Genomic DNA, 24809 nt, shown 5'->3' with positions numbered 1-24809 from the left:
GCGCTCCCGCTCCGCCCGCACCCCCGCCCCGTCCGCGCCGCCCGTCCCGTCCACCCCGGTCGCCCCGGCCGCCCAGACCCCGAAGGAGCCCCTCCGCCATGGCCCTGCGCTACCCCAGGCTCGACGCCCTCTTCTCGGACCACCCCGCGCCCGCCCGGCGCCCGGCCCCGCGGCCGGCTCCCGCGCCCGGCCTGGTGGTGGACACCGAGCAGCGCACCGTCACCGTCGAGGGCCGCCCCGTCACCATGCCGTACCTGGAGTTCGAGCTGCTCGCCCACCTGGTCGGCAACCCGCTGCGGGTGCACTCCCGGCGCCAGCTGATGGAGAACGTCTGGGGGCGCCCGGACAGCGGCGACTCCCGCACCGTCGCCACCCACATCGCCCGGATCCGGCGCAAGCTCGGCCCCGGCCACCGGGAGGCGATCGCCACCGTCCGGCAGATCGGCTACAAGTACGACCCCCGGCTGGCCCGGACCGCCTGACGCCGCCGGCCGGACCTGACCCGACCCCACCACCGAAGGACCCGACGACCGTCCGAAGGAGGACCCCCGCGATGACCCGAACCGCCCTGTTCCCCAGGACCGGCAGAGGGACCGCGCTGTGCGGCGTCCTACTGCTGATCACCGCCGAGGGCCTCGCCGTCGCCCTCGCGCCCCACCCCCTGCGGCTCTTCCTGTCCGGCACGCTCATCGGCGCCTCGACCGCCGGGCTGCTGCTCGCCCTGCTGCTGGCCACCAGCCGGCGGCGGGCGGGCGCGGCCGCGGCGGCGGGGGCCCGGCCGTTCCGCGACGACGCCCAGTGGTTCAGCGCCCGCTCGCTGGACGGCTTCCCGATGGAGCAGGTCCGCCCGCTGCTGCTCGCCCCCGGCGCGCCCGGCCTGAGCCGGCTCTACACCGCCTGGGTGTTCGCCACCCACGGGCACGACCCGCAGTGGATCGCCCGGCACCTGGACCTGCCCGTCCGCACCGCCCGGCTGCTGGTCACCGCGGCCCGGCGGCACACCGGGGCCGCTCCCACCCGGTAGCGACCGGCGGGGCCCGGGCAGCGGTCCTCGAAACGCGGGACGGGTTTGCGTACGGACGTACCGAGGGAGCAGACTGCCCGGGTTTGCGCCGGAGGTACCGCCATGACCCTGCCGAAGTCCGTCCCGGCCCTGTCCCGGGGCTCGCTGCCCGCCCGGACGGCGAGCCGCCTCGGCGGTCGGGTGTGGGTGGACCTGGTCGTCGCGGCCGCCGTGCTGGTGCTGCTCTACCTGGGACTGCGCCTCGGCCAGGGCGGCACCCTCCGGTTCTCCACCGCCCGGGACGCGGCCGTCGACACCGACCCGGCCCGGCTGCCGTACGACGCCCTGCGCTCGCTGCTGCGGATGTTCACCGCGCTCGCCGTCTCGGTCGTCTTCACCTTCGGCTACGCCTACGCCGCCGCCCGCAGCCGCCGGCTGGAGCGGGTGCTGATCCCGGCGCTGGACATCCTCCAGTCGGTGCCGGTGCTCGCCTTCCTGAGCGTCGCCGTCTCCGGCTTCCTCGCGCTCTTCCCCGGCTCGATGCTCGGCCTGGAATGCGCCGCCGTGTTCGCCATCTTCACCTCCCAGGCCTGGAACATGACCTTCGCCTTCTACCAGGCGCTGGTCTCGCTGCCGCCCGAACTCGACGAGCTGTCCCGCTCGTTCGGGTTCAGCCGGTGGACGCGGTTCTGGAAGGTCGAACTGCCCTCGGGCATGATCGGCCTGGTCTGGAACGGCATGCTCGGCTTCGGCGGCGGCTGGTTCTTCCTGGTCGCCTCCGAGGCGATCACCGTGGACGGCCAGCGCTACGCGCTGCCCGGGGTCGGCTCGTACGCGGGCGCGGCCATCGCCGCCGGGGACCTGGGCCGGGTCGGCTGGGCGATCGCCACCATGGTCGTGCTGGTGGTCGGCGTCAACTTCCTGTTCTGGCGGCCGCTCACCGCCTGGGCCGAACGGTTCAAGAACGAGCAGTCCGAGGCCACCGAGGTGCAGCGCTCGGTCATGCTGGACCTGCTGCGCCGCTCCCGCCTGCCCGCCGCGCTCGGCCGGGTGCTGCGGCCCGTCGGCAGGGCCCTGAACCGGGCCGGGCGGGTGTTCGGCACCGCCGAGCGCCCGCCGGCCGTCCACCCCGGCCGGCGGCGGGCCGGGGACGTGGCCTTCGGCCTCGTCTCGGGCGGCATCGTGCTCTGGGGCCTCGTCGACCTCGGCCGCTACCTCGCCGACCGCACCGGCCTCGGCGTGTTCGGCGAGCCGCTGCTGCTCGGGCTCGCCACCCTCGCCCGGGTGGTCGTGCTGGTCGCGGTGGCCACCGTGGTCTGGGTGCCGATCGGCGTGCGGATCGGCTTCTCGCCCCGGCTGACCAGGATCGCCCAGCCCGTCGTCCAGGTGCTGGCCGGCTTCCCGGCCAACTTCGTCTTCCCGCTGGTGGTCTGGCTGCTGCTGCGCACCGGGGTGTCGATCGACCTCGGCGGCATCCTGCTGATGGCCCTCGGCTCCCAGTGGTACATCCTGTTCAACGCCATCGCCGGGGCCATGGCCGTCCCCGCCGACCTGCGCGAGGCGATGGACGACCTCGGCGTGCGCGGCCGGCAGCGCTGGCGGCGGCTGATCATCCCCGGGATCTTCCCGGCGTACGTCACCGGCGGCATCACCGCCTCCGGCGGCGCCTGGAACGCCTCCATCGTCGCCGAGGTGGTCACCTTCGGCTCCACCACGCTCACCGCGACCGGCCTCGGCGCGTACATCGCCCGGGCCGCCGAGCACGGCGACCACCCGCGCCTGCTCGCCGGGGTCGCGGTGATGAGCCTGTACGTCGTCGTCCTCAACCGTCTGCTCTGGCGCCGGCTGTACCGGCTGGCCGAGCGCCGCTACTCGCTGTAGTCCGGAGTCCGCCGATGCGCTTCCCCTTCCGCCGCCGCCCCGCCGAGCCCGCGCCCGTCGAGCCCGCGCCCGTCCCGCGCGGGGACGTCCCGCACGACGACGCCCCGCGCCCGGACGACGAGGTCCTGCTGGAGACCGTCGGCCTGACCAAGGCCTACGCCGGGGCCGCCGGCGAACTGCCGGTGCTCTCCGGCATCGACCTGACCGTGCGGGCCGGCGAGATCGTCGCCGTGCTCGGCCGCTCGGGCTCCGGCAAGTCCACCCTGCTGCGCTGCCTGGCCGGCCTGATCCCGCCCAGCTCCGGCACCGTCCGCTACCGCGGCACCCCGCTCACCGGCGCCAACCCCGGCACCGCGCTGGTCTTCCAGACCTTCGCGCTGCTGCCCTGGCTGACCGTCCGGCAGAACGTCGAGCTCGGATTGGAGGCCCGCGGGGTGCCGCCCCGGGAGCGCGCCCGGGCCGCCGCCCAGGCCATCGACCTGATCGGCCTCACCGGCTTCGGGTCCGCCTACCCCAAGGAGCTCTCCGGCGGCATGCGCCAGCGGGTCGGCTTCGCCCGGGCGCTGGTCGTCGAACCGGACGTGCTGATGATGGACGAGCCGTTCTCGGCCCTCGACGTGCTCACCGCCGAGAACCTGCGCGGCGAGCTGATGGAACTGTGGGACTCCGGCCAGTTCCCGACCCGGGCCGTCGTGCTGGTCACCCACAACATCGAGGAGGCGGTGCTGATGGCCGACCGCGTCGTGGTCCTCGGCGCCCGCCCGTACGGGACCATCCGGGAGACCGTCGAGGTCGACCTGGAACGGCCGCGCGACCGCGACTCGGCCGCCTTCGACGAGCGGGTGGACCGGGTGTACCGGATCATGACCGGCCGCCCCAAGGACACCCGGGCGCCCGGCCGCACCGACCAGCCGGGCCCCGACCCCGACCGCCGCACCGTCGCCAGCACCCCGCTGCCCACCGCCGGCGTCGACGGCCTCTCCGGTCTCGCCGAGACGATCGCCCACCGGGGCGGCGGCTGCGACCTGGCCGGCCTCGCCGACGAGCTCGGCCTGGACATCGACGACCTGCTCCCCCAGGTCGACGCCCTCGACCTGCTCGGCTTCGCCGAGGTCCACGGCGACGACCTGCTGCTCACCGACGCCGGCGCCGCCTACACCGGGGCGGACGCCCAGGACTCCCGCGCCGTCTTCGCCGCCGCGGCCCTGGAGGTCCCGCTGATCAAGCTGATCGCCAACAGCCTCGGCGACCGGCCCGGCGCCACCGTCCGCACCGGCTTCCTGCGCGACCTGCTCGGCCGCCACTACACCGTCGAACAGACCGACCGGCAGCTGGAGACGGCGACCGACTGGGGCCGCTACGCGGGGCTCTTCGCGTACGACGCCGACCGGCAGGAGTACCGGCTGGACGCCCCGGAGCGCTGAGGGCTCAGCCCGTCGCCGGGCGGCGGCGCACCGCGCGGGCCGCGCGGGCGAAGGGCTGCGGCGCGGTCGCACCGGCCGGGGCGGCGCCGTCGTCGCCGCCGTCGCGGCGGTCGGGCAGGTCGTGGGCGATCAGCGCGGCCTCGGTGAGCAGCCCGCGCACCTCGGTGGCCCGGTAGAAGATCCGGGTCCCCTCCCGCCGTGCCACCACCAGCCCGGCCGCCCGGAGCTTCGCCAGGTGCTGCGAGGTCGCCGCGACGTGCGCCCCCAGCAGCTCGGCCAGCTCGCTCACCGGCAGCTCCCGGCGGCTCAGCGCCCACAGCAGCCGGTACCGCGACGGGTCGGCCACCGCCTTCAGCACCGCCACCGCCCGCTCCGCCGCATCGGCGTCCCAGGCCTCTTCCCGCGCACCACCCATACAGGGATCGTACCGATCCGTACCCGGGCACCCGGAGCCGGGAATCCCCGCCGCCCGCGCCGACGGCGGCCGCCGGGTGAATGAAGCGCGACAGAACCGGGGGTACGCGCCGCGGCGGCGCCTAGCCTGGGCCTGGGCCCGGCCGGAACTGCGCACCGGCCGGGCGGAGTTGGTCCTGTCCGCCGCGAGGAAGGGTCGGCCGTGGCTGCCATCAGTGTGATTCCGGGCGACGGCATCGGCCCCGAGGTGGTCGAGTCCGCGCTGGGGCTGGTCGAGGCGTTCGGCCTGGGGCTGGACGTCGACGTGCTGGACCACGTGGGCGCGGAGCGCTACCGCCGGGAGGGCGTGGCACTGGGCGAGGCGGACCTGGCCCGGGTGGCGGCGAGCGGCGCGGTGCTGCTCGGCGCGATCGGGCGGCCGGACCTGGAGCACACCGGGTACGTGCGCGACGTCCTGCTGGAGCTGCGCTACGCCTTCGACCTGTACGCCAACTACCGGCCGGTGCGCCTGTGGCACGACCGGCTCAGCCCGCTGCGGGACCCGGCCCGGCGCGCCCTGGACTGCGTGATCGTCCGGGAGAACACCGAGGGGCTCTACAGCGGCATCGGCGGGAACCTCCGCGCCTCCTCCGACCACGAGGTGGCCGTCGACGCGGACGTCAACACCCGGCACGGCGTCTCCCGGATCCTGGACTTCGCCTTCGCCACCGCCCGCCGGGAGGTCTGCCTGGTGGACAAGGCCAACGCGGTGCGGGCCGGCGGCCGGCTGTGGCAGGAGTGCTGGCGGCGGGCCGCCGAGCGGCACCCCGACACGGCCACCCGGCACCTGTACGTCGACGCCGCCGCGATGAAGCTGGTCACCGAGCCCGAGCGGTTCGACGTCATCGTGGCCAGCAACTCGCACGGCGACATCCTCAGCGACCTCGCGGCCGCGCTGGCGGGCGGGATCGGGCTGGCGCCCTCGGCGAGCCTCAACCCGGAGAGCGGCTTCGGGATGTTCGAGCCGGTGCACGGCTCGGCGCCGGACATCGCGGGCCGGGGCGTCGCCAACCCCTTCGCCTGCCTGCTGACCGCCGCGCTGCTGCTGCGCCACCTCGGCCACGACACGGAGGCGGCCGCGACCGAGGCGGCTGTCGCCGGATCGATCGCGGCCGGACGGACCACCCCGGACCTCGGTGGCACGCTGAGCACCCGGGAGGCGACGCGCGCGGTCCTCGCCGCCCTGTGACGGCGCCCGCCGGGGGCCGGGACAGCGGGCTCAGGGCGCCGGGTACGCCTCGGGCTCCAGGGTCGAGCTGGTCCGGACCACCTCGGCGACGGTCAACTCGTAGAAGGCGTACCACTTCTCCTTCCCCTGCTGCTGGGCGTTGTGGTGCTCCACGTCGGCGCGCCACCGCGCCAGCGTCTCGGGGTCGCGCCACCACACCAGGGCGAGGCGTTCGCCGTCCTCGGTCTCGTAGTTCTTGACCTGGACGAGGTCGTCCCCGTAGACCGCCCGCACCTTCTTGGCGAGGTAGTCCTCCGTGGTCTCGTACTCGTGGTCGTACTGCTCCGAGAAGCGCGACCTGAAAACGACCAGAATCATCATTGATCTCCCGTCAGTTCCGGCTGGTGACACGACAGTTCACGCGACTCGTGCAGATCGGGCGGACCGGGCGGGCAGAGCGAACCGGGCAGGCGGAGCGGGCCGAGCAGACCGCGCGACTCAGCCGGCCCCGGCGAAGGCCCGCAGCTGCGGGTCGGGCAGCTCGGCGGCGCCGGCGCCGTGCCGGCTGAGGATCCGCCGGGCCAGCTCGCGCAGCCGGTGCTCCTCGGTGAGCGCCAGGGAGTAGCTCTCCTCGCTGAACGCGCAGCGCTCGTACAGGGGCCGGAACCGCTCCGGCATCAGGTCGACCAGTCGGCGCGCGATGGCCTCCTCCGCCTCGTGCCTGGGGTCCGGCAGCCGGGACATCGTCCAGTAGTGCCGGTAGGAGATGTCCGCGATCGCGTCGCCGTCGCCCTTGCGGATCCGCTCGTACGCGGCGAAGGCCCGTTCCCAGTCCCGCTCCCGGTCCAGGCAGGCGACCAGGGTGCGGACGTCCTCGAAGGCGGCGTTCATGCCCTGGCCCATGAACGGCGCCATCGCGTGGCAGGAGTCGCCGACCAGCGCGGCCGTGCCGCCCAGGACCCACCGGTCGCACCGGGTGAGCCGGACGGCGGAGACCGGCTTGGCGCCCAACTGCTCCTCCAGGTCCGGGATTCCGGCCGCCAGCCGGGGGAAGACGGCGGCGAACTGCTCGGCCAGGGCCCGCCCGCCGACCGCGGCCCGGTAGGACGGGCGCGGGCCCTCCCGGCGGAAGAACACCGAGCCCGCGAAGCGCCGGCTGGACACCTGCGGGAAGGCCCCGAACAGCGCGTCCCCGGCCGGCCAGTAGTGCATCACCCCGCGGTCGCAGTCGGGCAGGTCCAGGACGATCTCCTGGTAGGCCAGTTCCAGGGTGCTCACCCGTGCCCGGGCGCCCCGCTCGACGAGGGCGCCGCGCACCGCCGAGTGGACGCCGTCGCAGCCGATGACGTGCCGGCACCGCACCCACCGCTCGGCGCCGCCCGCCCCGACCAGCAGCGCGGGCGCCGCCGGGTCGACGGCCAGCACCGGGTGGTCGAAGCGCAGGTCGACTCCCGGCTCGGCCTCGGCCGCGTCCAGCAGCAGCCGGTGCAGCGCCTGCCGCTCGACCGCCCAGATCGCCGCGCCGTCCCGGCTGTACGGGGTGACGGCGGTGCTGCCGTCCGGCAGGTGCCCGCACCGGCCGGTGATCGGCGCGCAGATCCGCCGCACCGCCGCTTCCAGGCCGAGTTCCCGCAGCACCCGCCGGCCCCGCTCGGAGAGGATCACCATCAGCGACCGGCCCTGTCCGGCCGGGATCCGCCGGGGGTCCGCGTGCCGTTCCAGGACGGTCACCCGGCCGTGTCGCCGGGCCAGGTAGAGCGCGGCGACCGGGCCGGCCAGCCCGGCCCCGACCACCACGATGCCGCCGCCCGCCGTCGCGGGCCCGTACGAGTCGCTCATCGGGGCCTCCCGCCGCTACCAGGTGACCGGGAGCTCGCGGACGCCGTAGGCCACGCCGTCGTACTTGAACGGGACGTCGGCGAAGTCGATGGCCAGGCGCAGCGTGGGGATCCGCCGGTAGAGCGTGCCGTAGACGGTCTGGAGTTCGAGGACGGCCAGCGGGCGGCCCAGACAGTGGTGGGGGCCGAAGCCGAACGCCAGGTGGTGCGCGGCGTCCCGGGTGATGTCGAGGCGGTCCGGGTCGGGGAAGTTGTCCGGGTCCCGGTTGGCCAGTTCGCTGGTCAGGATGATGCCCTCGCCGGCCCGGATGACGACGTCGCCGACGGTGATGTCCTCCAGGGCGACCCGGCGGCGGCCGGAGTGCGAGATGTTGAGGTAGCGCAGCAGCTCGTCGACGGCGCGGTTGACCACGCCCGGGTCGTCGGTCTCCCGCAGCACCGCCAGCTGCTCGGGGTTGCGCAGCAGGGCCAGCGTGCCGAGGGCGATCATGTTCCCGGTGGTCTCCAGGCCGGCGACCAGCAGCGTCATGGAGATGTACGACAGCTGCTCGGGGCTGAGCGCGCCGGGGCGGACCTGGGTCTCGATCACCTCGGAGATCAGGCCGTCGGCGGGCTCGCGCAGCTGGCGGTCGATCAGCTCCCGCAGGTAGCCGCGCAGCGCCTCCTGGGCGCCGACCACCATGTCGGGCGAGCTGTCCCGGTGCAGCATCCGGGTGCTCTCGTCCTGGAAGAACTCGTGGTCGGCGTACGGGACTCCGAGCATCCGGCAGATCACCTTGGTGGAGGTCGGGAAGGCGAGGCCGCCGACCAGGTCGGCGGGCCGGGGCCGGGTGAGGAACTCGTCGATGAGCCCGTTGACGATGTCGGCGACCTCGTCCTTGAGCGCGTCGATGTTGCGGATCGCGAAGGGCGGGGAGACCATCCGGCGCTGGCGGGCGTGCTCGGGGTCGTCGAGGGCGACGAAGGAGCGGCCGTCCTTGCGCCGTTCGCGGCTGCCCAGGTCGAAGTGCGGGTAGCCGGACCTGGTCGAGTCGGCGCTGACCCGGGGGTCGACCAGGAGCTTGCGCCCGAGGTCGTAGCCGGTGACCAGCCAGGGGGTGCTGCCGTCCCAGAGCCGGACCCGGACCGGGCCGGCGCCGAGCTCGCGCATGGCGGAGGGCGGGTCGAAGGGGCAGGCGGGCTCCTTCAGGATGGGGAAGCGGGTGAGCTGCCCGGTCGCGGAGCCGCCGGCGGGGTCGCCGGCGGAATCGGTTGCGGACCCGGTCGCGGAACCGGTCGCGTCGTCGATGGTCACGGAATCTCCCTTCCTCGCCGCGCCGCGCGGGGTCCCGCCGGGCGGCCCTTCGTGGTCTGTCACCCGTGCAGGGCCCGGGCGATCTCCCGCAGGTCCTGTGCCGCGAGGACCGAGCGGATCGGCACGCGCACCCCGAGCTCCTCGCGCAGCGCGCCGATCAGCCGCCCCGCCAGCAGTGAATTGCCGCCCAGGTCGAAGAAGTTGGCCTCCGGCTCGACCCGCGGCAGGTCGAGCAGCCGGGCGATCGTGCGGTACAGCCGCTCCTCCCGGGAACCGGGGTCCGCGCCGCCATCGGATCCGGTCGCACTGTCCGAGGCAGGACGGTCCGGGGCGGTACGGTCCAGGGCGGCGCGGTCGATCTTCCCGTTCGGGGTGGTGGGGAAGGCGTCGAGCACCTCGATCCGGGCCGGCACCATGAACTCCGGTAGCACGTCGGCGAGTCGGGCGCGCAGCGCCGCGGGGTCGAGGGCGGCGCCGGGGCTCGGGGTGACGTAGCCGACCAGGCGCGCGTCGGCCTGTCCGCCCCGTACCAGCACCGCGGCCAGGTCCACGTCGGGCTGCCGGGTGAGCCGGTCCTCGATCTCGCCCAACTCGACCCGGAAGCCCCGCAGTTTGACCTGTCCGTCGGCCCGGCCGGAGAAGTGGAACCGGCCGTCGGCGGTGCGCCGGCCGCGGTCGCCCGAGCGGTACATCCGGGCGCCGGGGGGACCGAACGGGTCGGGCAGGAAGCGGGTCGCGGTCAGCCCGGGGCGGCCGACGTAGCCGCGGGCCAGCCCGGAGCCGCCCAGGTAGAGCTCGCCCTCCGCGCCGTCGGCCACCGGCCGCAGCCGCTCGTCCAGCACGTACACCCGCGCCCCGGTCCAGGGGACGCCGATGTCGACCCCGTCCGCCGCGTCGATCGGCCCGGCGAGGGTGCAGCCGACGGTCACCTCGGTGGGGCCGTAGCCGTTGAACATCCGGCGCCCGGGCGCCCAGGCGCCCAGCAGTGCGGGGGTGCAGGCGTCGCCGGTGGAGGTCACCGTGCCGCCCTGGAGCACGTTCCGACTGTCCGTCACGCTCAGTGCGGCGGGCGGCAGGGTGGCGTGGTCGATCGCGTGCCTGGCCAGCGTCCCGTGCAGGGCGTCGCCCGGCAGCAGGTCCTCGTCGTCGGCGACCACCAGGGCGGCGCCGTGCAGCAGGGCCAGCGAGAGGTCCCAGAACCCGGCGTCGAAGCTGACCGAGGCCCAGGAGAGCACCCGCTCGCCGGGGGCCGGGCGCAGCTGCTCGGCCTGGGTGGCGACCAGGTCGGCGACGCCCTCCTGGGGGACGGCGACGCCCTTCGGGGTGCCGGTGGAGCCGGAGGTGTAGATCACGTACAGCAGGTGGTGCGGCGACAGCGGAGCCAGGCGCTCGTCCTGCCGGACGTTCCCGTCGCCGTACCGGGCGCAGGCCGCCGCGCACTCCGCGGAGTCGAGCACGACCTCGTCCAGTTCCACGCCCTCGGGCCGGGCGGCCGCGGTGCGCAGCAGCAGCCGCGGTGCCGCGTCCCGCACCATGAAGGCCTTGCGGGACGCGGGGTAGCGGGGGTCGAGCGGCAGGTAGGCGCCGCCCGCCTTGAGCACGGCGAGCTGGGCCACCACCAGCTCGGGCGAGCGCGGCACGGCCAGCGCCACCAGGTGGTCCGGGCCGACGCCGCGGTCGATCAGCAGCCGGGCCAGCCGGTTGGCCCGGGCGTTGAGCCGGCCGTAGTCGAGCGCGGTGTCCCGGTACAGCACGGCCGTCGCCCCGGGGCGGAGCGCCGCCTGCTCCTCGAACAGTTCGGCGACCGTACGGGCTCGCGCGGCCGCGGGCGCGGCCACCGTACGGACGGGCGCGGTCACGGCGCCTCGCCCAGCCGCGGGCGGACCTCGGTGGCGAACAGCTTCAGGCTGCGCGACATGCTCTCCAGCGACTGCTGGCCGTAGTCGAGCTGGAACAGCACCACGTCCGTCCCCAACTCGGCCTCGATGCGCCGCAGTTGCTCGACCGCGCTGCGCGGGGAGCCGATCACCGCCAGGCCCGCCGCCTCGCTGGGGCCGGCCTGGTGCTTGTCGACCATGGCCTCGCGGTAGCCCTGGTAGGAGGTCGAGCTGCGCTCGCGCCAGGACTCCGCGGCCGCGCCGAAGGTGTCCCAGTGCCGGCGCAGCGCGGCGTTGCCCTCCGCCACGGCCTCCTCGTCGGAGTCGGCCAGGTACAGCGCGACGCTGATCGCGACCTGGGGCCGGCGGCCGGCGTTCTTCGGCGCCGCGGCGAAGCGCTGCCGGTACAGGTCGATCATCTCCCGTACCTGGCCGACCTGTTCGCGGCTGGGGGCGGAGGCGATCAGCAGGTTGTAGCCGGAGTCGCCGATCCACTCGAAGCTGGAGCGGGTGATCAGCGCGGCGGCCCACACCGGGGGGTGGGGGTCCTGGGTGGGCAGCGGGAGGGAGTCGGCGTCCCGGTAGCGGAAGAAGGGGGTGTCCTCGCTCACCCGGGACTCGGTCCACAGCCGCACCACCGCGTCCACCACCGCCCGGAACCGGTCCTTGCTGCTGTCCAGGTCGATGCCGAAGGCGTCGAACTCGTACGGCAGGAAGGCGCGGGCGAAGCCGACGTCCAGCCGGCCGCCGCTGAGCGCGTCGAGCTGCGCGGTGCGGGCCGCGAGCTGGATCGGGTGGTGGAAGGAGGCCTGGATGCCGCCGGTCATCAGCCGCACCCGGCTGGTGCGCGCGGCGACGGCGGAGAGGAAGGCGAGCGGGTCGGGGCAGTAGCCGCCGTAGGCGTGCAGGTAGTGCTCGGTCATCTTGACGTACTCGAGGCCGAGGTCGTCGGCCAGTTCGGACACCGCCAGCAGGTTGCCGTAGTACTCCTCGGCGCTGCGCACCAGCGGCGGGGTGTCGGGCAGCAGGGATATTCCGTAGGTCGTCATCTCTGGGCCTCCGTGGTCGGGTCCGGTGGTGCGTCGGGCAGGGCGCCGCGGCCGCCGAGGGACCAGTACGCGCGCAGTCCGTGGACCAGCGGCCGCGGCCGTCCGTCGTCCGCCGCGGCGGCCCGGTAGACCTCGCCGAAGAGCACCACGTGGTCGGCGACGGTCACCGAGCCGGTGATCCGGCAGTCGGCGACGGAGTGCGCGGCCCGGTCGAGGTGCGGGCCGGCCCAGTCCGGGCGGGCGGTCCACCCGACGTGCTCGAAGCGGTCGGGCCCCCGGGCGGCGAAGAGTTCGGCGACGGCGCGGGCCCGGTCGTCGAGCAGGTTCACCGCGAAGCCGCCGCTCCGTTCGAGGACGGCGAGGGTACGGCTGGAGCGCTGCAGGCACACCAGCAGGGTGGGCGGGTCGGCCGACACGCTGGAGATCGCCGTGCAGGTCGTGCCGTACGGCCGGCCGGCCTCGTCTGCGGCGGTGATGACGGCGACGCCGGCGGGGAAGCCCGCCATCAGGGTTCTGAACGCGGTCGCGGAGACCGGTCCGGCCGTCGTGCGGCCGCCGGCCCCCGTCATGGGCGTGGGGGGCATGGGGAGGAACCTCCTGGCGTCCCGTCGGGAGCCGACGGTCGCGCTGTCCTCGGTCACGGTGTACGTCCTGGTCACGGCGTACGTCCTGGTGCGCGGCCTGGTCCTCGGCCGCCGCACACCGACTCTGGCACGGGCCCCGGCCGGGCCGTTCGGCGGAAAAAGATTTGCGAAAGAGGCGCTCCGCCCGCGCTGGTCGGGGCGGCCGGGCGGGGGCCGGGGCGGCCCGCACCACGTCGGGCGCCAGGGCGGCGGCGATCAGCCCGGTGTCCCCGGTGGTGGCCGCGAGCCGGAAGGCCGCCACCGCCTCGCGGTGGCGCTCCGGCTCCACCGGGTGCCGCTCCAGCGGGGACCGCACCTTCTGCCGGGCCCGGCTGGCCAGCTTCTTGGCGGTGGTCCGGCTGCGGTCGAGGAGCGCGCCGATCTCGTCGAAGGGCACCCCGAAGACGTCGTGCAGCACGAACGCGACCCGCTCGGCCGGGCTCAGCGCGTGCAGGACCACCCGCAGCGCGAGGCCCACCGACTCGGCCGCCAGCGCCTCCTGTTCCGGGTCCGCCTCCGCGCCGGGGCCGCAGGTGTGCGTCAACTCCTCGCCCCCACAGCGCTGTTGGCCCCCCGACCGGCTGCGTAGCGCATCCAGGCAGACCCGGGAGGCGACGGTGCGGATCCAGCCGGGCAGGTTGCGCACCGCCGTGGTGTCGGCGCGGTCCAGCCTCAGCCAGGTCTCCTGCACCGCGTCCTCGGCCTCCTCCCGGGAGCCGAGGATGCGGTACGCGAGCCCCAGCAGCGCCGTTCGGCTCTCCTCGAAGAATTCCGCCAGCAGTTGGCGCTGATCCATCGGTCACCTTCCGGGTTCACGGTCCGTCGTACTGATGACCCGCGCACCGCGGGGCTTGTGACTCACGACCGTTCGAAGGAGAGTTCCGATGACGGAGGCCGTCGCCGAGATCCCCGCGTACACCGCGGGCACCTGGAGCATCGACAAGGCCGACCCGCACATCACCCTGGACGTCCAGGCCTCGCTCGACGCCTGAGCCCGGCCCGGCGGGATGCCCTCTGCCCGTGTGAGGTACGGGCAGAGGGCACCGGCCGCACGCCGGGGTGGCGGCGTGCCGGCTGTACGGCGTACGGGCTTCGCGGTGTGCCGCCCGCGCGGGGTGTCAGCCGCGGTCGGCGCCGCCGGTCACAGGCCGTCCGCCTCCAGGATGTAGCCGCGGCCCCACACCGTCCGGATGCAGAGGCCGACCTCGGAGATCCGCCTCCGCAGCCGCATGATCTGCAGGTCCAGGGCGTTCCTGGAGATCGCTCCGGTCGCCCGGACCACCTGCTGCTCCAGCTCGGCCCGGTACACCACCTCGCCGTAGTGGGCGACGAGTTCCTCCATGATCCCCACCTGGGTGGTGGAGATGGCGACCGAGTTGCCGCCGAAGCAGAGCACCCCGGTGGAGTCGACGGTCGGGACCCTGCGCCCGTACACGCGTTGGGACAGCGCCTGGATGCGCGCCTCGACGTCCCCGCGCGGGGCCGGCGACCTGATCCAGTCCTCCCCGGGGTCGACGCACACGGGAGCGTCATTGCCGGCCTCCACGACGAGCAGGCAGGGAATTCCCGCCTTTCGGCAGTGATTCCGTTTGTCCGCCTCGATGGGCCATCGTATTAACGTGACACCTTTGCTCAAGGGTGTCTCCCTCGTCAGAGAAAAAGGCAGTCTCGGCTTTCCTTGCTTTCTCGTACGAACCGCCCCGAAGGCAGTGGGAATCGACGCCCGGCGCGGCTCACGGCCGGGCCCGCGGCCTCCCGCCGGGGCGGGGCTCCGCAAGGCCCGGTTGCACACGTTCACCGACTGGTAAGCACACGTTTGCTGCTGGGCACTCGGCCCTCGGCAGCGCCGTGCCCGCCCCCCTGGAATCCGGGAGCGGGCGCGACGTACCGGTGGTTCGGACCACCTCCTACCTTGCCCGAGCTCTATCCGCGCACCCGCGTGACATGGGTCACGGACGGGGGCGCAGACCCTTTCCGGCCACCGTCACCTCGTCGGCGGACGAACCGCCCGCCGGACGGGGTCCGGCCGGCTCCGGAGTACTCGACTCCGGGGTGGTCGGCTCCGGGGCCGGCTCCGGGGCGGCCGGCAGCTGTCCGGCGCGCTGCCGGAACCCGGCCCAGGCCAGCACCGCCGCCACCGCCGTGGCCGCGGCGGCGATCCCGATCGACAGCTGGTAGCCGTGCAGGAAGGAGTCGACGGCCGGCTGCCGGAACGGCTCGCCGAGCGCCTCCACCACCGTGTGCAGCCGGCCGCCGCCGACCTCCCGCGACCGCTCCAGCACCTCGGCCCGCTGGGCCCCGTCCAGCCCGGCCGTCTTCTCCTGCCAGGCGGAGACCGCCGAGTTCACGCCGACGGCGCCCAGCACCGCGAGGCACACCGAACTGCCGATCTGCCGCGAGGCGTTCAGCACGCCCGAGGCGGCGCCGGAGGCCCCCGGGGGCACGTCCCGCATGGCCACGTGGGTCACGGCGGGCACGAAGGTGCCGAACCCGCCGCCGTACAGCACGTACCCGAGCGCGCTGACCGCGAAGGGCGTGGTCCCGGCCCGGCTGAGCAGGAACACCCCGACCGCGGCCAGCAGGATCCCCGAGACGGCCACCGTCACCGAGCGGAACCGCGAGTCCAGGCGGCCGCCGAACTGCGCCATGGTGAGGAACGGGATGTTCATGAACAGCCACGACAGCCCGGTGCGCAGCACCGACCAGCCCGCCACGTCCTGGAAGTACAGCGTCACCCAGAACAGCGCGCCGCTCATGCCGCCGTAGCACAGCAGGTAGATCCCCGAGGCGCTCGCGAAGCTGCGCGCGCGCAGCAGGGCGGGCGGCATCATCGGGTGCGGGGCACGGCGCTCCCACCCGAGGAAGGCCAGCAGCAGGACCACCCCGGCCGCCAGCGGGAACGCCACCACGGCCGAGCCCCACGGGTGGTCGGCGGACTCGACGAAGCCGAGCGCGAGGCAGACCAGCCCGAGCGCGCTGAGCACGATCCCCGGCACGTCGAGCCGGCGGGCCTGCGGGTTGCGCGACTCCCGCACCGCCAGGAAGGTGCAGGCGATGCCCAGGGCGGCGAACGGCAGGTTGATCCAGAAGACCGACTGCCAGCCGAAGAAGGTCAGCAGGATGCCCCCGCCGACCGGGCCCGCGCCGAAGCCGGTGCCGCCGATCGCCGCCCAGGCGCCGATCGCGGAGGCCCGCTGCTCCTTCGGGTAGGTCTCCGTGATGATGGACAGCCCCAGCGCGAGCATCGCGGCCCCGCCCAGGCCCTGCACCGCCCGGAAGGCGATCAGCGAGAGCGCGTTCCAGGCCACGGCGCAGGCGACGACGCCGATCGAGAAGACGACCATCCCGGTCAGGAAGATCCGCTTGCGGCCGTACCGGTCGCCGAGCGCCCCGCTGGCCGGGATGACCGCGGCCAGGCTCAGCGAGTACGCGCTGATCACCCACTCCAGCTCGGCGGCGCCCATGTGCAGTTCGCTCTGCATCGACGGGAGGGCCACGTTCACGATGGTCAGGTCGAGCGAGGTCATGAACGTGGCCATGCACATCGCGAACAGGGTCAGCCGCCGGCGTCGCGACTCCGTGAGGGAGAGGGTCATGGCCTCTCGCCCCTCCGGAGTCGTGTGATATGTGTGATACCCAGTGTGATCATCCCGCGCTCCAAGTAAGGTCCACGAACGACGGGGGCGGCTCGCCGCCCCCGTAGTGATGACCCCTCCCGACCGAGGAATGTGACCGTGCCCGACCACGATCGGCTGGCAGAGCAGTTCGAGCGGCACCGGCCGCACATGCGGGCCGTGGCGTACCGCATGCTCGGCTCGCACGCGGAGTCCGAGGACGCCGTCCAGGAGACCTGGATCAGACTCAGCCGCAGCGACGCCGACGAGGTGGCGAACCTCGCCGGCTGGCTCACCACGGTGATCGGCCGGATCTGTCTGAACATCCTCCGCTCCCGCGCCGCCCGGCCCGAGGACCCGGTCGGGGTGCACCTGCCGGACGTCGTCGTCGGGCAGGAGCCGTCCAACGGCCCGGAGGACGAGGCGCTGCTGAGCGACTCGGTCAGCCTCGCCCTGCTGATCGTGCTGGACACCCTCGCCCCGGCCGAGCGGGTCTCCTTCGTCCTGCACGACATGTTCCACCTGCCCTTCGACGAGATCGCGGCCGTCGTCGGGAAGACCCCGGCGGCGGCCCGCAAGCTCGCCAGCCGGGGGCGCCGCCGGGTGCAGGAGGAGCGCGAGGCGGACTCCGGCGGCGACTTCGCGACCCGCCGCACGCTGGTGAACGCCTTCTTCGCGGCGGCCCGGGACGGCGACCTGGACGGGCTGGTGGCCGTCCTCGACCCGGACGTCGAGCTGCGCGCGGACGGCGGGCCCGCCCTCGCCGCCGCCACCGCCTCGATCCGCGGCGCCCGGCCGGTGGCGGGGCGCGCCTCGCTGTTCCGCCAGGGCGGGGTGGCGGTCTTCCCGGTGCTGGTCAACGGCGTCCCCGGCGCCCTGGTCACCCGGGACGGCGCGCCGACCTCGGTCATGGGCTTCTCGGTGCGCGGCGGGCGGATCACCCGGATCCAGATCCTGCTGGACCCGGAGCGGGTCGGCGCGGTCGACTTCGCCGCCTTCACCGCGTAGCGGGGGCGGTCCGGGAAGGCTCCGGGAACGCCGGTGGGGCGCCTCCCTCGGGGGCGCCCCGGCTCGCTGCGCGCGCTACCGCTCCACCTCCGGCCCGACGCCGACGGTGATCGCCCGCGAGGGGCAGAGGTGGGCGGCCTGCCGTACCCGGTCCCCGAGTTCGTCCGCCACCTCCGCCCCGAGCAGCCGGACGGTGCCGTCCTCGTCCCGCTGGGCGAAGACCTCGTCCGCGGTGATCACGCACATCCCCGAGCCGATACAGCGCTGTCGGTCGACCGTCACCCGCATGGTTGTCCCTCTTCTCCGTTCGTTTCCGGTTCCCGGGCCCCGCCCGGGATGCTCAGCGCGGGAGCAGCCGCACCGGCAGGGAGCTGTAGCCGTTGAGGAAGGCGGACCGGATCCGGGTGGCCGGCCCGGTCACCTCCACGCCGCGCACCGCCTCGGCCAACACGCCCAGCAGCGCCCGCAGTTCGACCCGGCCGAGGAAGGCGCCCAGGCAGAAGTGGGCGCCGTGGCCCAGCGCGACGTGCTTGTTCGGGGAGCGGGAGAGGTCGAAGGAGCGCGGCTCGGCGAACGCCCGCTCGTCGTTGTTGGCCGAGATGTTCCACAGCGACACGATGTCCCCCGCCCGCACCTCCTGACCGCCGATCAGCTGGTCGCGGGTGGCGGTGCGGGCGAAGTGGAACGCCGGGGTGGCCCAGCGCAGGGCCTCCTCCACGGCGGAGTCGAGGTCCACCCGGCCGTCCCGGAGCGCGCGCCACTGCGCGGGGTTCTCGGCCAGCGCCTTGACCGTGCTGACGGCGGAGACCCGGGAGGACTCGTCGCCGCCGATGATCAGGCTGTAGCAGTTGAGCGCGATGTCGTCCAGGCTCAGCGGCTCGCCGTCGACCAGGCCGGTGGCGAGCGTGCTGATCACGTCCTCGCCCGGGGACTCGCGCCGCTGCTGCGCCAAGTCCATGAAGTACAGCACCAGTTCGTTGCGGGACTCGAGCGAGTCGAGCTCGTCCGCCCCGGTCAGCGCGCCCTTGCTCCAGTGCAGCAGGTCCGGCCGGTCCGCCTCCGGGACGGACAGCAGGTCGCAGATGGTGTTCATCGGCACGTGCTCGGCGACGTCGGTCGCGAAGTCCACGGTGCCGGCGTCGAGCGCGGCGCCGACCAGTCCGGCGGTGCGCCGCTCGACCTTGCGGGCCACGGTGTCGAGGACCTTCGGCGACAGCGCCCGCCACAGCAGCGCGCGCAGCCCGCGGTGGCGGGGGCGGTCGGTGACGGCGAGCATCCGGCCGCCGGCCGAGTCGTCGCCGCGCAGGAGCACGTCGAGCACGGTGCCGCGGCCCGAGGCGAGCGCGTCGGCGGCGCCGTAGCAGGCGACCACGTCGGCGTACCCGGCCACCACCCAGAAGCCCGGCCGGTCGGCCGCGGCGGCGTGCCAGTACACCGGCTCGTTCGCCCGCACCTCGGCGAAGAACTCGAAGGGATCGTGCGCCAGGAAGGTGCGTGAGTCGGTCAGGTCGAGCGAGGCGGTCACGGTTCGGCTCATCGTCCACAAACCCCACGGAAGACGGGAAACGCACTGCGTGCAGTGCTCGGCACGGGCCCGGTGACCGGATCCTCACAGAGGCCCGAACCGGCCCGCGCCAGTTGTGTCGGATCTCTTTCAGTTGTGTCAGAACTCTTTCGTGGCCGGTCCGGTCAGGGAGGAAGAGCCGAAAGATTGCGGACACCTGCCGAAGCACCCGTACTCCGAAGCGGAGGAGTTCCGTCATGCTTCGTACCCGCCGCGACCACTGCCTGCGGACACTGGTCCGAGCGCCCGCGGCCACGGCACGGCTGGTCTGCCTCCCGCACTCCGGCGGCAGCGCGGCCGGCTACGGCCCGTGGTCCACCGCCCTCCCCCCGACCGTCGAGCTGCTGGCGGTGCAGTACCCGGGGCACGGCGACCGCTTCGGCGAACCGCCGTCCACCGACGTGCGCGCGCTGAGCGCGGAGCTGGCCTCCGAACTCCTGCGCCTGCCGCCGCTGCCCACCGTGCTGTTCGGGCACAGCCTCGGGGCCCTCGTCGGCTACGAGACCGCCGTCACCCTCGGCACCCTGGGGCGCCCGCCGGCCGGCCTGCTGGCCTCCAGCTGCCCGCCGCCCGGCCGGGCCGGACGGATCCGGGCCGGCGGACTGTCCGACGAGGTCCTGTGGTCCCTGATCCGCTCCCTGGGCGGCATCGACCCGGACCTCCCCGAGGAGCCGGAGGTCGCGGAGGCCGTCCTGCCCGTCCTGCGCGCGGACCTCACCGCGCACGAGCAGTACCGGGTGGAGCCGCGGACCGCGCCGCTGGCCTGCCCGGTCCGCTGCCACCACGGCTCCCTGGACCCGCTGGTCGACCGCGCCCTGGTCGCCGAGTGGGCGGCCGTCACCACCGGGCCGTTCAGCCTCCTCGAACGCGAGGGCCACCACTTCCACCTGTTCCAGCACCCCGAGGGCGTCCTCGCCGACCTCGCCGCCTTCCTCGACGCGGTGACCGTCGACGCGGTGACCGTCGACGCGGCGGCCACCGGCGCGACGGCCGCCCTGGCACCGCGCCTCCCCGCCCCGAGCACCGCCGACCCGAGCACCGCCGACCCGGGCGACTCCACCCCGGGCGACTCCACCCCGCGCCCGGCGCGGGCCCTCTGATGCGGAGCTGACCATGACCGAAGCCGTCACCGAGACGATCACCGACCTGACCTACTCCACCTACCTCCAGATGGACACCCTGCTCTCGCTCCAGCAGACCCGCTTCCCCGAGTCCACCGACCGGAGCGTCGCCCTGGCCGAGCACTTCTTCATCGTCGCCCACCAGTCCTGCGAGCTGTGGCTCAAACAGATCGTGGCCGACCTCCGGCTGGCCCGGGACCTCCTGAACGCCCCCGGCGACCCGGCCGGCGGAGCCGAGGACGGGGTCGAACTCCTCCAGCGGGCCGCCGAGTTGCTCCGCGTCCTGCACGAGCAGGTGATCGTCCTGGAACGCCTCCCGCTGCGGCACTTCGTCCGGTTCCGGCCCTACCTCGGCACCGCCAGCGGCGCCCAGTCGCAGCAGTTCCGGGTGCTCGGCCGGCTGCTGGAGGACGGCACCGAGACGAGCGAGCTGTACCGGGCCTTCCTGGCCGACGCCGACCGGCAGGGCCTGAGCGCCGCCGACGTCTGCCGCCTCGGCGTCGCCTGCGGCGGCCCGCACCGCGTCGCCGAGGCGCTGCTCGACGTGGGCAACGGCTACTGGCGCTGGAAGGTGGCCCACCTGGGCCTGGTGACCAAGATGGTCGGCGGGCAGCAGGGCACCGGCGGCACCTCCGGGGAGGACTACCTGCTGCGCCGGATCACCCTCCCGTTCCGCGACCTGCGGCAGCTGCGCGGCAACCCGCACACCGAGGTGCTCGCCACCAGCCCGGTGTAGCGGCCCTCCCGCTCACCGCCACCCCACCAGAAGCCCGTAGGAGCGACCGAGCCATGCTGCACGTCGACGTGGCATCCATGACCGCCCGCCAGCGCCAGCGCCTGCTGCTGTGGAGCGTGGTCCCCCGGCCGATCGCCATGGTGAGCACGGTCTCCCCCGGCGGAGCCGTCAACCTGGCGCCCTTCTCGTACTACACGGCCGTGGGCTACTCCCCGATGGCGCTGCTCTTCTGCGCCAGCCGGCGGGCCGACGGCACCGAGAAGGACTCCTGCCGCAACGCCCGCCTCCCCGCCGAGGGCGGCACCGGGGAGTTCACCGTCAACGTCCTGATCGAGAAGCACGCCGAGGCCGCCACCACCACGGCGAAACCGCTCCCGTACGGCGAGTCGGAGTACGACCTGGCCGGGCTGCGCGCCCTGCCCGGGCACGCCGTCCGCTCGCCGCGCATCGACGGCTCGCCGCTCGCCTTCGAGTGCCGCACCTCCTCGGTGGTGCCGGTCGGCGACCACTCCGTGGTCATCGGCGAGGTCGTCCACGTCGTCGCGGAGGAGGGACTGGTCGACGAGGCCGGCTTCCACCTCGACCTGGACCGGCTGGGGTCGGTCGGCCGGATGGGCGCCGCCGAGTACGTCCGCACCCTGGACCGCTACGCCGTCGGCGGCTGACACCCGTCCGGCGGGACCTCGGCCCCCGGCCGTCACCTCCTCCGCGCCCGAACCGTTGCAGCAACGGGACGCCCGGCAGTGCCGGACGCGGCCCCGGAACGGTCGGGCGAGGTGTGAGGACGCGGCTGGTGGACGTCTACGAGGCTGTCGAGACCCGTCGGGCGGTGCGGGGGTTCACCGACCAACCGGTGCCGAGGGAGGTGCTCGAACGGGTGCTCGCGGCCGCGTCCCGCGCCCCCTCCGGCGCCAACCTCCAGCCCTGGCACACCTACCTGGTCACCGGGGAGCGGCTGGAACGGCTCAAGCGGCTCGCCGTCGCCCGCGCCTCCTCCGGCGACCAGGGCGACGACCCCGAGTTCGAGATGTACCCGCCCGAACTCAAGTCCCCCTACCAGGAACGGCGCCGGGAGGCCGCCGAACAGCGCTACCGCGCCTTCGGCATCCCCCGCGAGGACCGGGACGCCCGGCAGCGGGCCGTCGTCCGGAACTGGGACTGCTTCGGCGCGCCCACCGCGCTGTTCAGCTACATCGACCGGTCGATGGGCCCGGCCCAGTGGGCCGACCTCGGGATGTACCTGCAGACCGTCATGCTGCTGCTGCGCGCCGAAGGGCTGCACAGCTGCCCGCAGATGGCCTGGTCCGTCTACCACCGCACCGTCGCGGACGTCCTGTCGCCGCCCGCCTCCCTCGTGCTCTTCTGCGGCCTCTCCGTGGGCCACCCCGACCCGGCCGCCCCCCGCTACCGGGTGGGCCGGGCTCCGCTCGACCAGACGGTCACCATCCTCGACTGACCGCTCCCGACACCGCCTTGCCCCTTCACCGTCCGACGGCTCCACGTCCGACGGCTCCACCGACGTACCGCGGAGGCGACCTCCCGTGCCCGAGAGCCCGGCCCCGACGCTCATACCCGGCCGCGCCCCCGTCCCCGTCTACCGGGGCATGGACCGCGCGGCCCTCGACCGCCAGTACACCCCCAGCCACCGCGTCCCCGACCTCCGGGCCTACCTGGACCGCTACGCACGGGACAGCGCGAACGCCCGCCGCCGCCACCCCGTCCTCACCGGCCTCCCGTACGGCCCGCACCCGGCCGAGACCCTCGACTACTTCCCCGCCCCCGACGGCCCCGCCGGCCCTGACGGCCCGCCCCCGCTCCTGGTCTTCGTCCACGGCGGCAACTGGCAGGAACTGTCCAAGGACGACTCCGCCTTCCCCGCCCCGCCGCTGCTCCGGGCCGGCGCCGCCGTCGCGGTCGTCGGCTACGGCCTGGCCCCCGCCACCCGGCTGGACGACATGGTCGCCATGGTCCGGCGCGCGGTCCACTGGCTCCACCTCCACGCCGACGCCCTCGGCTTCGCCCCCGGCCGCCTCCACCTGGCCGGCCACTCCGCCGGCGCCCACCTCGCCGCCATGGCCCTGCTCCCCCGCGTCCCCGGCACCCCCCACCACGGGCCCGACGTCTCCGCCGCGATCGCCGGCGCCACCCTGCTGAGCGGCATGTACGACCTGGAACCCGTCCGCCTCTGCTACGTCAACGACGCGCTCGCCCTCGACCCGGCCGCCGCCCACCGCAACAGCCCGCTGCACCACCTCCCGCCGCGCCTGCCCCCCGTCGTCCTCGCCCGCGGCGCCGACGAGACCGCCGAGTACGCCCGCCAACACGCCCTGATGGCCGCCGCCCTACGCCCCCGCACCGCCCTCACCGACCTCGTCGCCCCCGCCCACAACCACTTCTCCCTCCCCTACGCACTCGCCGCCCCCGGCTCCCCCCTCGGCACCACCGTCCTGACCGCACTCGCCCGCGGCGGGCCCCGGAGCGTTCCGGCCGGCCGTTCCAGTCGGGAGTGAAACCGCAGGCCGGAGGGGGTGGAACCGTTCCAGCGTCCCGACTCGGACGGCTGGCCCGGCGGACCGGTCGGACGCCGGACCAGAGTGCTGACCAGCGGTCGGCGCCGCACCGTCAGACCAGCCGGCCCGCCGAACGCAGGGCGGCCGGCGCGGTGTTAACCGCCTCCGCGGAGTGCTCCTCGCCGGTCAACCGCTGGTGGTAGCCCGGCCCGCCCGGGTCGCTCTTCGCGTTGACCAGGATCCTGTACGGCGTCAGCGCTCCTCCAGGTTCGCCATCAGCCAGGCCTCGGCCCGCAACAACCGTTCCTCGACCTGCTCCGCGTCGGCACCGGCGACGATCACGAAGCACAGGTGCGAGGCGCTGTAGAGGGTGACCGCCCCGGGCTCCAGTTCCTCGTTCACCTGGTAGTGCCGCACCCACGGGAACGGCGGCCGCCCCGGCGCACGTACCGGCCGCCCCTGCGGCAGGACGGACACCGAGCCGTGCACCTCGGTCGGCGGCGCGGCCGGCGGCGGCTGGACGGACAGCCCGGCGGACTGGCGCAGCACCGAGGTGTGCAGGTCCACCCCGTAGGTGGCCCGGGTGAGCCACGGAATGCGGTCGCCGCCGACCCGCGAGGCGATCTCGCACATCACCAGCTCGTCGTCCGGTGTGTGGAACACCTCCAGGTGGTAGGCGCTGACCGGCGGGACGTCGAAGGCGGACAGCGTCCGGTCGAGGAACTCCTCCAGCCGCCGGGCCATCCCGCTCTCCGGGTGCAGCTGGACCGAGCCGTTGTTCTGCCCGGTGAAGACCCCGAGGCAGCTGCGCAGGTAGCGGGAGGAGGCGACGAAGCGGTAGCCGTCGCCGAGCACCGCGTCGACGTGGTACATCGGGCCGTCGATGAACTCCTCGGCCATCAGGTCCTCGCGCCAGCGCCGCCGGGCGAAGGCGAGCAGTTCCTCGTCCCCGTGCAGCACCGCGATGTCCCGCGAGCCGCCCTGGCTGACCGGTTTGACGACCACGGGGTAGCCGACCGCCTCGATGAAGCCGGTGAGGTCGACGACCGTGTCGAGCCGGGCCCAGCGGGCGGTCGGCACGGCCCGGCCGGCGACCTCCTTCATCACCGCCTTGTCGCGGAACGACCGGGCGCTGTCCGGGGTCTGGCCGCCCAGGCCGAAGTCCGCGCGCATCCGGGCGGCCCGTTCCAGGTCGTACTCGTTGTCGGTGATGATGTGGGTGAACGGCCGTTGCCGGTGCAGCCGGCGGATCGCCAGCTCCGCGTAGGGGACGGCGTCGGAGTCCGGGACGTACTCGTAACGGGCCAGCCGCTCGGTGTTCTTGAGCTCGTTCTGGCTGAACACCTGCAGCTTGTCGGCGAGTTCGGGGAACATCCCGGGGTAGTCGTGGCCCTGGCCGTAGTTGAGCACGGCGACGTTGGTCATGATGGGTCGGCCTCACAGTGGACGTGCGGTGCGGGAGGGGTATCGATCGGTGCGCCGGTGGGGGCGGCGCGGGCGGCGCGCGGGGCCACCGGGGCGAACACCGGTGCGGCGACTGCGCCGACGACATCGAGGACCTGATCGCCGACCACCGGGAGACGGTCCAGCGGGCGGCGGCCGGGGCCTGAGGGAGGCGCGGGAGGGCCGGGTCGAGCGCCCGGCCC

At 74.4% G+C, this 24809-nt stretch carries 23 protein-coding genes and 1 pseudogene; 11 read left to right on the top strand and 13 right to left on the bottom strand.

Features of this window, described 5'->3' with window-relative positions; translation table 11 throughout:
- The first annotated feature begins 98 nt into the window (after positions 1-98).
- The 4 genes from ACFU7Z_RS11235 (at position 99) to ACFU7Z_RS11220 (ending at position 4308) form a co-directional block, all read left to right on the top strand.
- Positions 99-482, top strand: coding sequence for a winged helix-turn-helix domain-containing protein (locus ACFU7Z_RS11235; RefSeq protein WP_049656267.1), 384 nt, complete (start codon positions 99-101; stop codon positions 480-482).
- A 71-nt stretch (positions 483-553) separates the two neighbouring features.
- Positions 554-1024, top strand: a complete 471-nt coding sequence (locus ACFU7Z_RS11230) for a hypothetical protein (RefSeq protein WP_053112287.1) — start codon at positions 554-556, stop codon at positions 1022-1024.
- A 102-nt stretch (positions 1025-1126) separates the two neighbouring features.
- Positions 1127-2884: an ABC transporter permease gene (locus ACFU7Z_RS11225; RefSeq protein WP_380777338.1), complete on the top strand. Its 1758-nt coding sequence runs from the start codon at positions 1127-1129 to the stop codon at positions 2882-2884.
- Between the two features lie 14 nt (positions 2885-2898).
- On the top strand, positions 2899-4308 hold the full coding sequence (locus tag ACFU7Z_RS11220; protein WP_380777336.1) for a nitrate/sulfonate/bicarbonate ABC transporter ATP-binding protein: 1410 nt from the start codon (positions 2899-2901) through the stop codon (positions 4306-4308).
- A 4-nt stretch (positions 4309-4312) separates the two neighbouring features.
- Here the strand turns inward: ACFU7Z_RS11220 and ACFU7Z_RS11215 are convergent, their stop codons facing one another.
- Positions 4313-4723, bottom strand: a complete 411-nt coding sequence (locus ACFU7Z_RS11215; RefSeq protein ID WP_049656270.1) for a metalloregulator ArsR/SmtB family transcription factor — start codon at positions 4721-4723, stop codon at positions 4313-4315.
- 201 nt (positions 4724-4924) lie between these two features.
- On the opposite strand from ACFU7Z_RS11215, the gene ACFU7Z_RS11210 reads away from it, so the two are divergent.
- Positions 4925-5950: an isocitrate/isopropylmalate dehydrogenase family protein gene (locus ACFU7Z_RS11210; RefSeq protein ID WP_380777335.1), complete on the top strand. Its 1026-nt coding sequence runs from the start codon at positions 4925-4927 to the stop codon at positions 5948-5950.
- Positions 5951-5980: 30 nt separating this feature from the next.
- On the opposite strand, the gene ACFU7Z_RS11205 is transcribed toward ACFU7Z_RS11210, so the two are convergent.
- From ACFU7Z_RS11205 to ACFU7Z_RS11165, 9 genes and pseudogenes are all read right to left on the bottom strand, one after another.
- Complete coding sequence (locus ACFU7Z_RS11205; RefSeq protein WP_380777334.1) at positions 5981-6307, bottom strand: antibiotic biosynthesis monooxygenase family protein; 327 nt, start codon at positions 6305-6307, stop codon at positions 5981-5983.
- Between the two features lie 120 nt (positions 6308-6427).
- Entirely contained in the window at positions 6428-7768 is a 1341-nt protein-coding gene (locus tag ACFU7Z_RS11200) for an NAD(P)/FAD-dependent oxidoreductase (RefSeq protein WP_049656276.1), read from the bottom strand.
- 15 nt (positions 7769-7783) lie between these two features.
- Entirely contained in the window at positions 7784-8959 is a 1176-nt protein-coding gene (locus ACFU7Z_RS11195; RefSeq protein ID WP_049656281.1) for a cytochrome P450, read from the bottom strand.
- A 161-nt stretch (positions 8960-9120) separates the two neighbouring features.
- The gene (locus tag ACFU7Z_RS11190) at positions 9121-10920 is read right to left on the bottom strand and encodes a non-ribosomal peptide synthetase (protein WP_380777333.1); all 1800 of its coding nucleotides are present in this window, start codon (positions 10918-10920) and stop codon (positions 9121-9123) included.
- A complete protein-coding gene (locus ACFU7Z_RS11185; protein ID WP_049649200.1) occupies positions 10917-11987 on the bottom strand; it encodes an LLM class flavin-dependent oxidoreductase in 1071 nt (356 codons plus the stop codon). Before ACFU7Z_RS11185 ends, ACFU7Z_RS11190 begins: the two co-directional genes overlap by 4 nt.
- Complete coding sequence (locus ACFU7Z_RS11180) at positions 11984-12571, bottom strand: flavin reductase family protein (RefSeq protein ID WP_380739625.1); 588 nt, start codon at positions 12569-12571, stop codon at positions 11984-11986. The genes ACFU7Z_RS11185 and ACFU7Z_RS11180 overlap by 4 nt, the downstream gene beginning before the upstream one ends.
- A 403-nt stretch (positions 12572-12974) precedes the next feature.
- Positions 12975-13406, bottom strand: a pseudogene (locus ACFU7Z_RS11175) (sigma-70 family RNA polymerase sigma factor); the annotation flags it as partial.
- Positions 13407-13751: 345 nt separating this feature from the next.
- Complete coding sequence (locus ACFU7Z_RS11170; protein ID WP_198959425.1) at positions 13752-14132, bottom strand: winged helix-turn-helix domain-containing protein; 381 nt, start codon at positions 14130-14132, stop codon at positions 13752-13754.
- Positions 14133-14559: 427 nt separating this feature from the next.
- Positions 14560-16206 carry an MFS transporter gene (locus ACFU7Z_RS11165; RefSeq protein ID WP_380777331.1) on the bottom strand — a complete coding sequence of 549 codons (1647 nt, stop codon included), beginning with the start codon at positions 16204-16206 and terminating at the stop codon, positions 14560-14562.
- 138 nt (positions 16207-16344) lie between these two features.
- Here ACFU7Z_RS11165 and ACFU7Z_RS11160 point away from each other — a divergent pair, with 138 nt between their 5' ends.
- A complete protein-coding gene (locus ACFU7Z_RS11160) occupies positions 16345-17232 on the top strand; it encodes a sigma-70 family RNA polymerase sigma factor (protein WP_074004396.1) in 888 nt (295 codons plus the stop codon).
- A 75-nt stretch (positions 17233-17307) separates the two neighbouring features.
- On the opposite strand, the gene ACFU7Z_RS11155 is transcribed toward ACFU7Z_RS11160, so the two are convergent.
- Positions 17308-17520 (bottom strand): ferredoxin, encoded by a 213-nt coding sequence (locus ACFU7Z_RS11155; RefSeq protein WP_049649205.1) that lies wholly within the window; start codon positions 17518-17520, stop codon positions 17308-17310.
- A gap of 52 nt (positions 17521-17572) precedes the next feature.
- Positions 17573-18769, bottom strand: a complete 1197-nt coding sequence (locus ACFU7Z_RS11150) for a cytochrome P450 (protein WP_380777330.1) — start codon at positions 18767-18769, stop codon at positions 17573-17575.
- Between the two features lie 224 nt (positions 18770-18993).
- On the opposite strand from ACFU7Z_RS11150, the gene ACFU7Z_RS11145 reads away from it, so the two are divergent.
- The 5 genes from ACFU7Z_RS11145 to ACFU7Z_RS11125 all read left to right on the top strand — a co-directional run bounded on the left by ACFU7Z_RS11145 (position 18994) and on the right by ACFU7Z_RS11125 (position 23163).
- Positions 18994-19896, top strand: a complete 903-nt coding sequence (locus ACFU7Z_RS11145) for a thioesterase II family protein (protein ID WP_380777328.1) — start codon at positions 18994-18996, stop codon at positions 19894-19896.
- Positions 19897-19909: 13 nt separating this feature from the next.
- Entirely contained in the window at positions 19910-20653 is a 744-nt protein-coding gene (locus tag ACFU7Z_RS11140; RefSeq protein WP_049649214.1) for a tryptophan 2,3-dioxygenase family protein, read from the top strand.
- A gap of 53 nt (positions 20654-20706) precedes the next feature.
- The gene (locus ACFU7Z_RS11135; protein ID WP_117490535.1) at positions 20707-21318 is read left to right on the top strand and encodes a flavin reductase family protein; all 612 of its coding nucleotides are present in this window, start codon (positions 20707-20709) and stop codon (positions 21316-21318) included.
- 128 nt (positions 21319-21446) lie between these two features.
- Entirely contained in the window at positions 21447-22109 is a 663-nt protein-coding gene (locus ACFU7Z_RS11130) for a nitroreductase (RefSeq protein ID WP_049649215.1), read from the top strand.
- A gap of 85 nt (positions 22110-22194) precedes the next feature.
- Entirely contained in the window at positions 22195-23163 is a 969-nt protein-coding gene (locus ACFU7Z_RS11125; protein WP_380777326.1) for an alpha/beta hydrolase, read from the top strand.
- A 252-nt stretch (positions 23164-23415) separates the two neighbouring features.
- Here ACFU7Z_RS11125 and ACFU7Z_RS11120 read toward each other — a convergent pair whose 3' ends face one another.
- Positions 23416-24588, bottom strand: a complete 1173-nt coding sequence (locus tag ACFU7Z_RS11120) for an acetyl-CoA carboxylase biotin carboxylase subunit family protein (protein ID WP_380777325.1) — start codon at positions 24586-24588, stop codon at positions 23416-23418.
- Positions 24589-24809 lie beyond the last annotated feature (221 nt).

It is taken from the genome of Kitasatospora sp. NPDC057518, from assembly GCF_042802075.1.
Taxonomy (GTDB): Bacteria; Actinomycetota; Actinomycetes; order Streptomycetales; family Streptomycetaceae; genus Kitasatospora.
This window is presented reverse-complemented; position numbering and strand designations above follow the sequence as displayed.

Bases quoted from the DNA above. Each gene is read 5' to 3' on its own strand.
- ACFU7Z_RS11235 (WP_049656267.1), top strand. From the start codon at position 99: ATGGCCCTGCGCTACCCCAGGCTCGACGCCCTCTTCTCGGACCACCCC.
- ACFU7Z_RS11230 (WP_053112287.1), top strand. From the start codon at position 554: ATGACCCGAACCGCCCTGTTCCCCAGGACCGGCAGAGGGACCGCGCTG.
- ACFU7Z_RS11225 (WP_380777338.1), top strand. From the start codon at position 1,127: ATGACCCTGCCGAAGTCCGTCCCGGCCCTGTCCCGGGGCTCGCTGCCC.
- ACFU7Z_RS11220 (WP_380777336.1), top strand. From the start codon at position 2,899: ATGCGCTTCCCCTTCCGCCGCCGCCCCGCCGAGCCCGCGCCCGTCGAG.
- ACFU7Z_RS11215 (WP_049656270.1), bottom strand. From the start codon at position 4,723: ATGGGTGGTGCGCGGGAAGAGGCCTGGGACGCCGATGCGGCGGAGCGG.
- ACFU7Z_RS11205 (WP_380777334.1), bottom strand. From the start codon at position 6,307: ATGATTCTGGTCGTTTTCAGGTCGCGCTTCTCGGAGCAGTACGACCAC.
- ACFU7Z_RS11200 (WP_049656276.1), bottom strand. From the start codon at position 7,768: ATGAGCGACTCGTACGGGCCCGCGACGGCGGGCGGCGGCATCGTGGTG.
- ACFU7Z_RS11185 (WP_049649200.1), bottom strand. From the start codon at position 11,987: ATGACGACCTACGGAATATCCCTGCTGCCCGACACCCCGCCGCTGGTG.
- ACFU7Z_RS11180 (WP_380739625.1), bottom strand. From the start codon at position 12,571: ATGCCCCCCACGCCCATGACGGGGGCCGGCGGCCGCACGACGGCCGGA.
- ACFU7Z_RS11165 (WP_380777331.1), bottom strand. From the start codon at position 16,206: ATGACCCTCTCCCTCACGGAGTCGCGACGCCGGCGGCTGACCCTGTTC.
- ACFU7Z_RS11155 (WP_049649205.1), bottom strand. From the start codon at position 17,520: ATGCGGGTGACGGTCGACCGACAGCGCTGTATCGGCTCGGGGATGTGC.
- ACFU7Z_RS11150 (WP_380777330.1), bottom strand. From the start codon at position 18,769: ATGAGCCGAACCGTGACCGCCTCGCTCGACCTGACCGACTCACGCACC.
- ACFU7Z_RS11145 (WP_380777328.1), top strand. From the start codon at position 18,994: ATGCTTCGTACCCGCCGCGACCACTGCCTGCGGACACTGGTCCGAGCG.
- ACFU7Z_RS11140 (WP_049649214.1), top strand. From the start codon at position 19,910: ATGACCGAAGCCGTCACCGAGACGATCACCGACCTGACCTACTCCACC.
- ACFU7Z_RS11135 (WP_117490535.1), top strand. From the start codon at position 20,707: ATGCTGCACGTCGACGTGGCATCCATGACCGCCCGCCAGCGCCAGCGC.
- ACFU7Z_RS11120 (WP_380777325.1), bottom strand. From the start codon at position 24,588: ATGACCAACGTCGCCGTGCTCAACTACGGCCAGGGCCACGACTACCCC.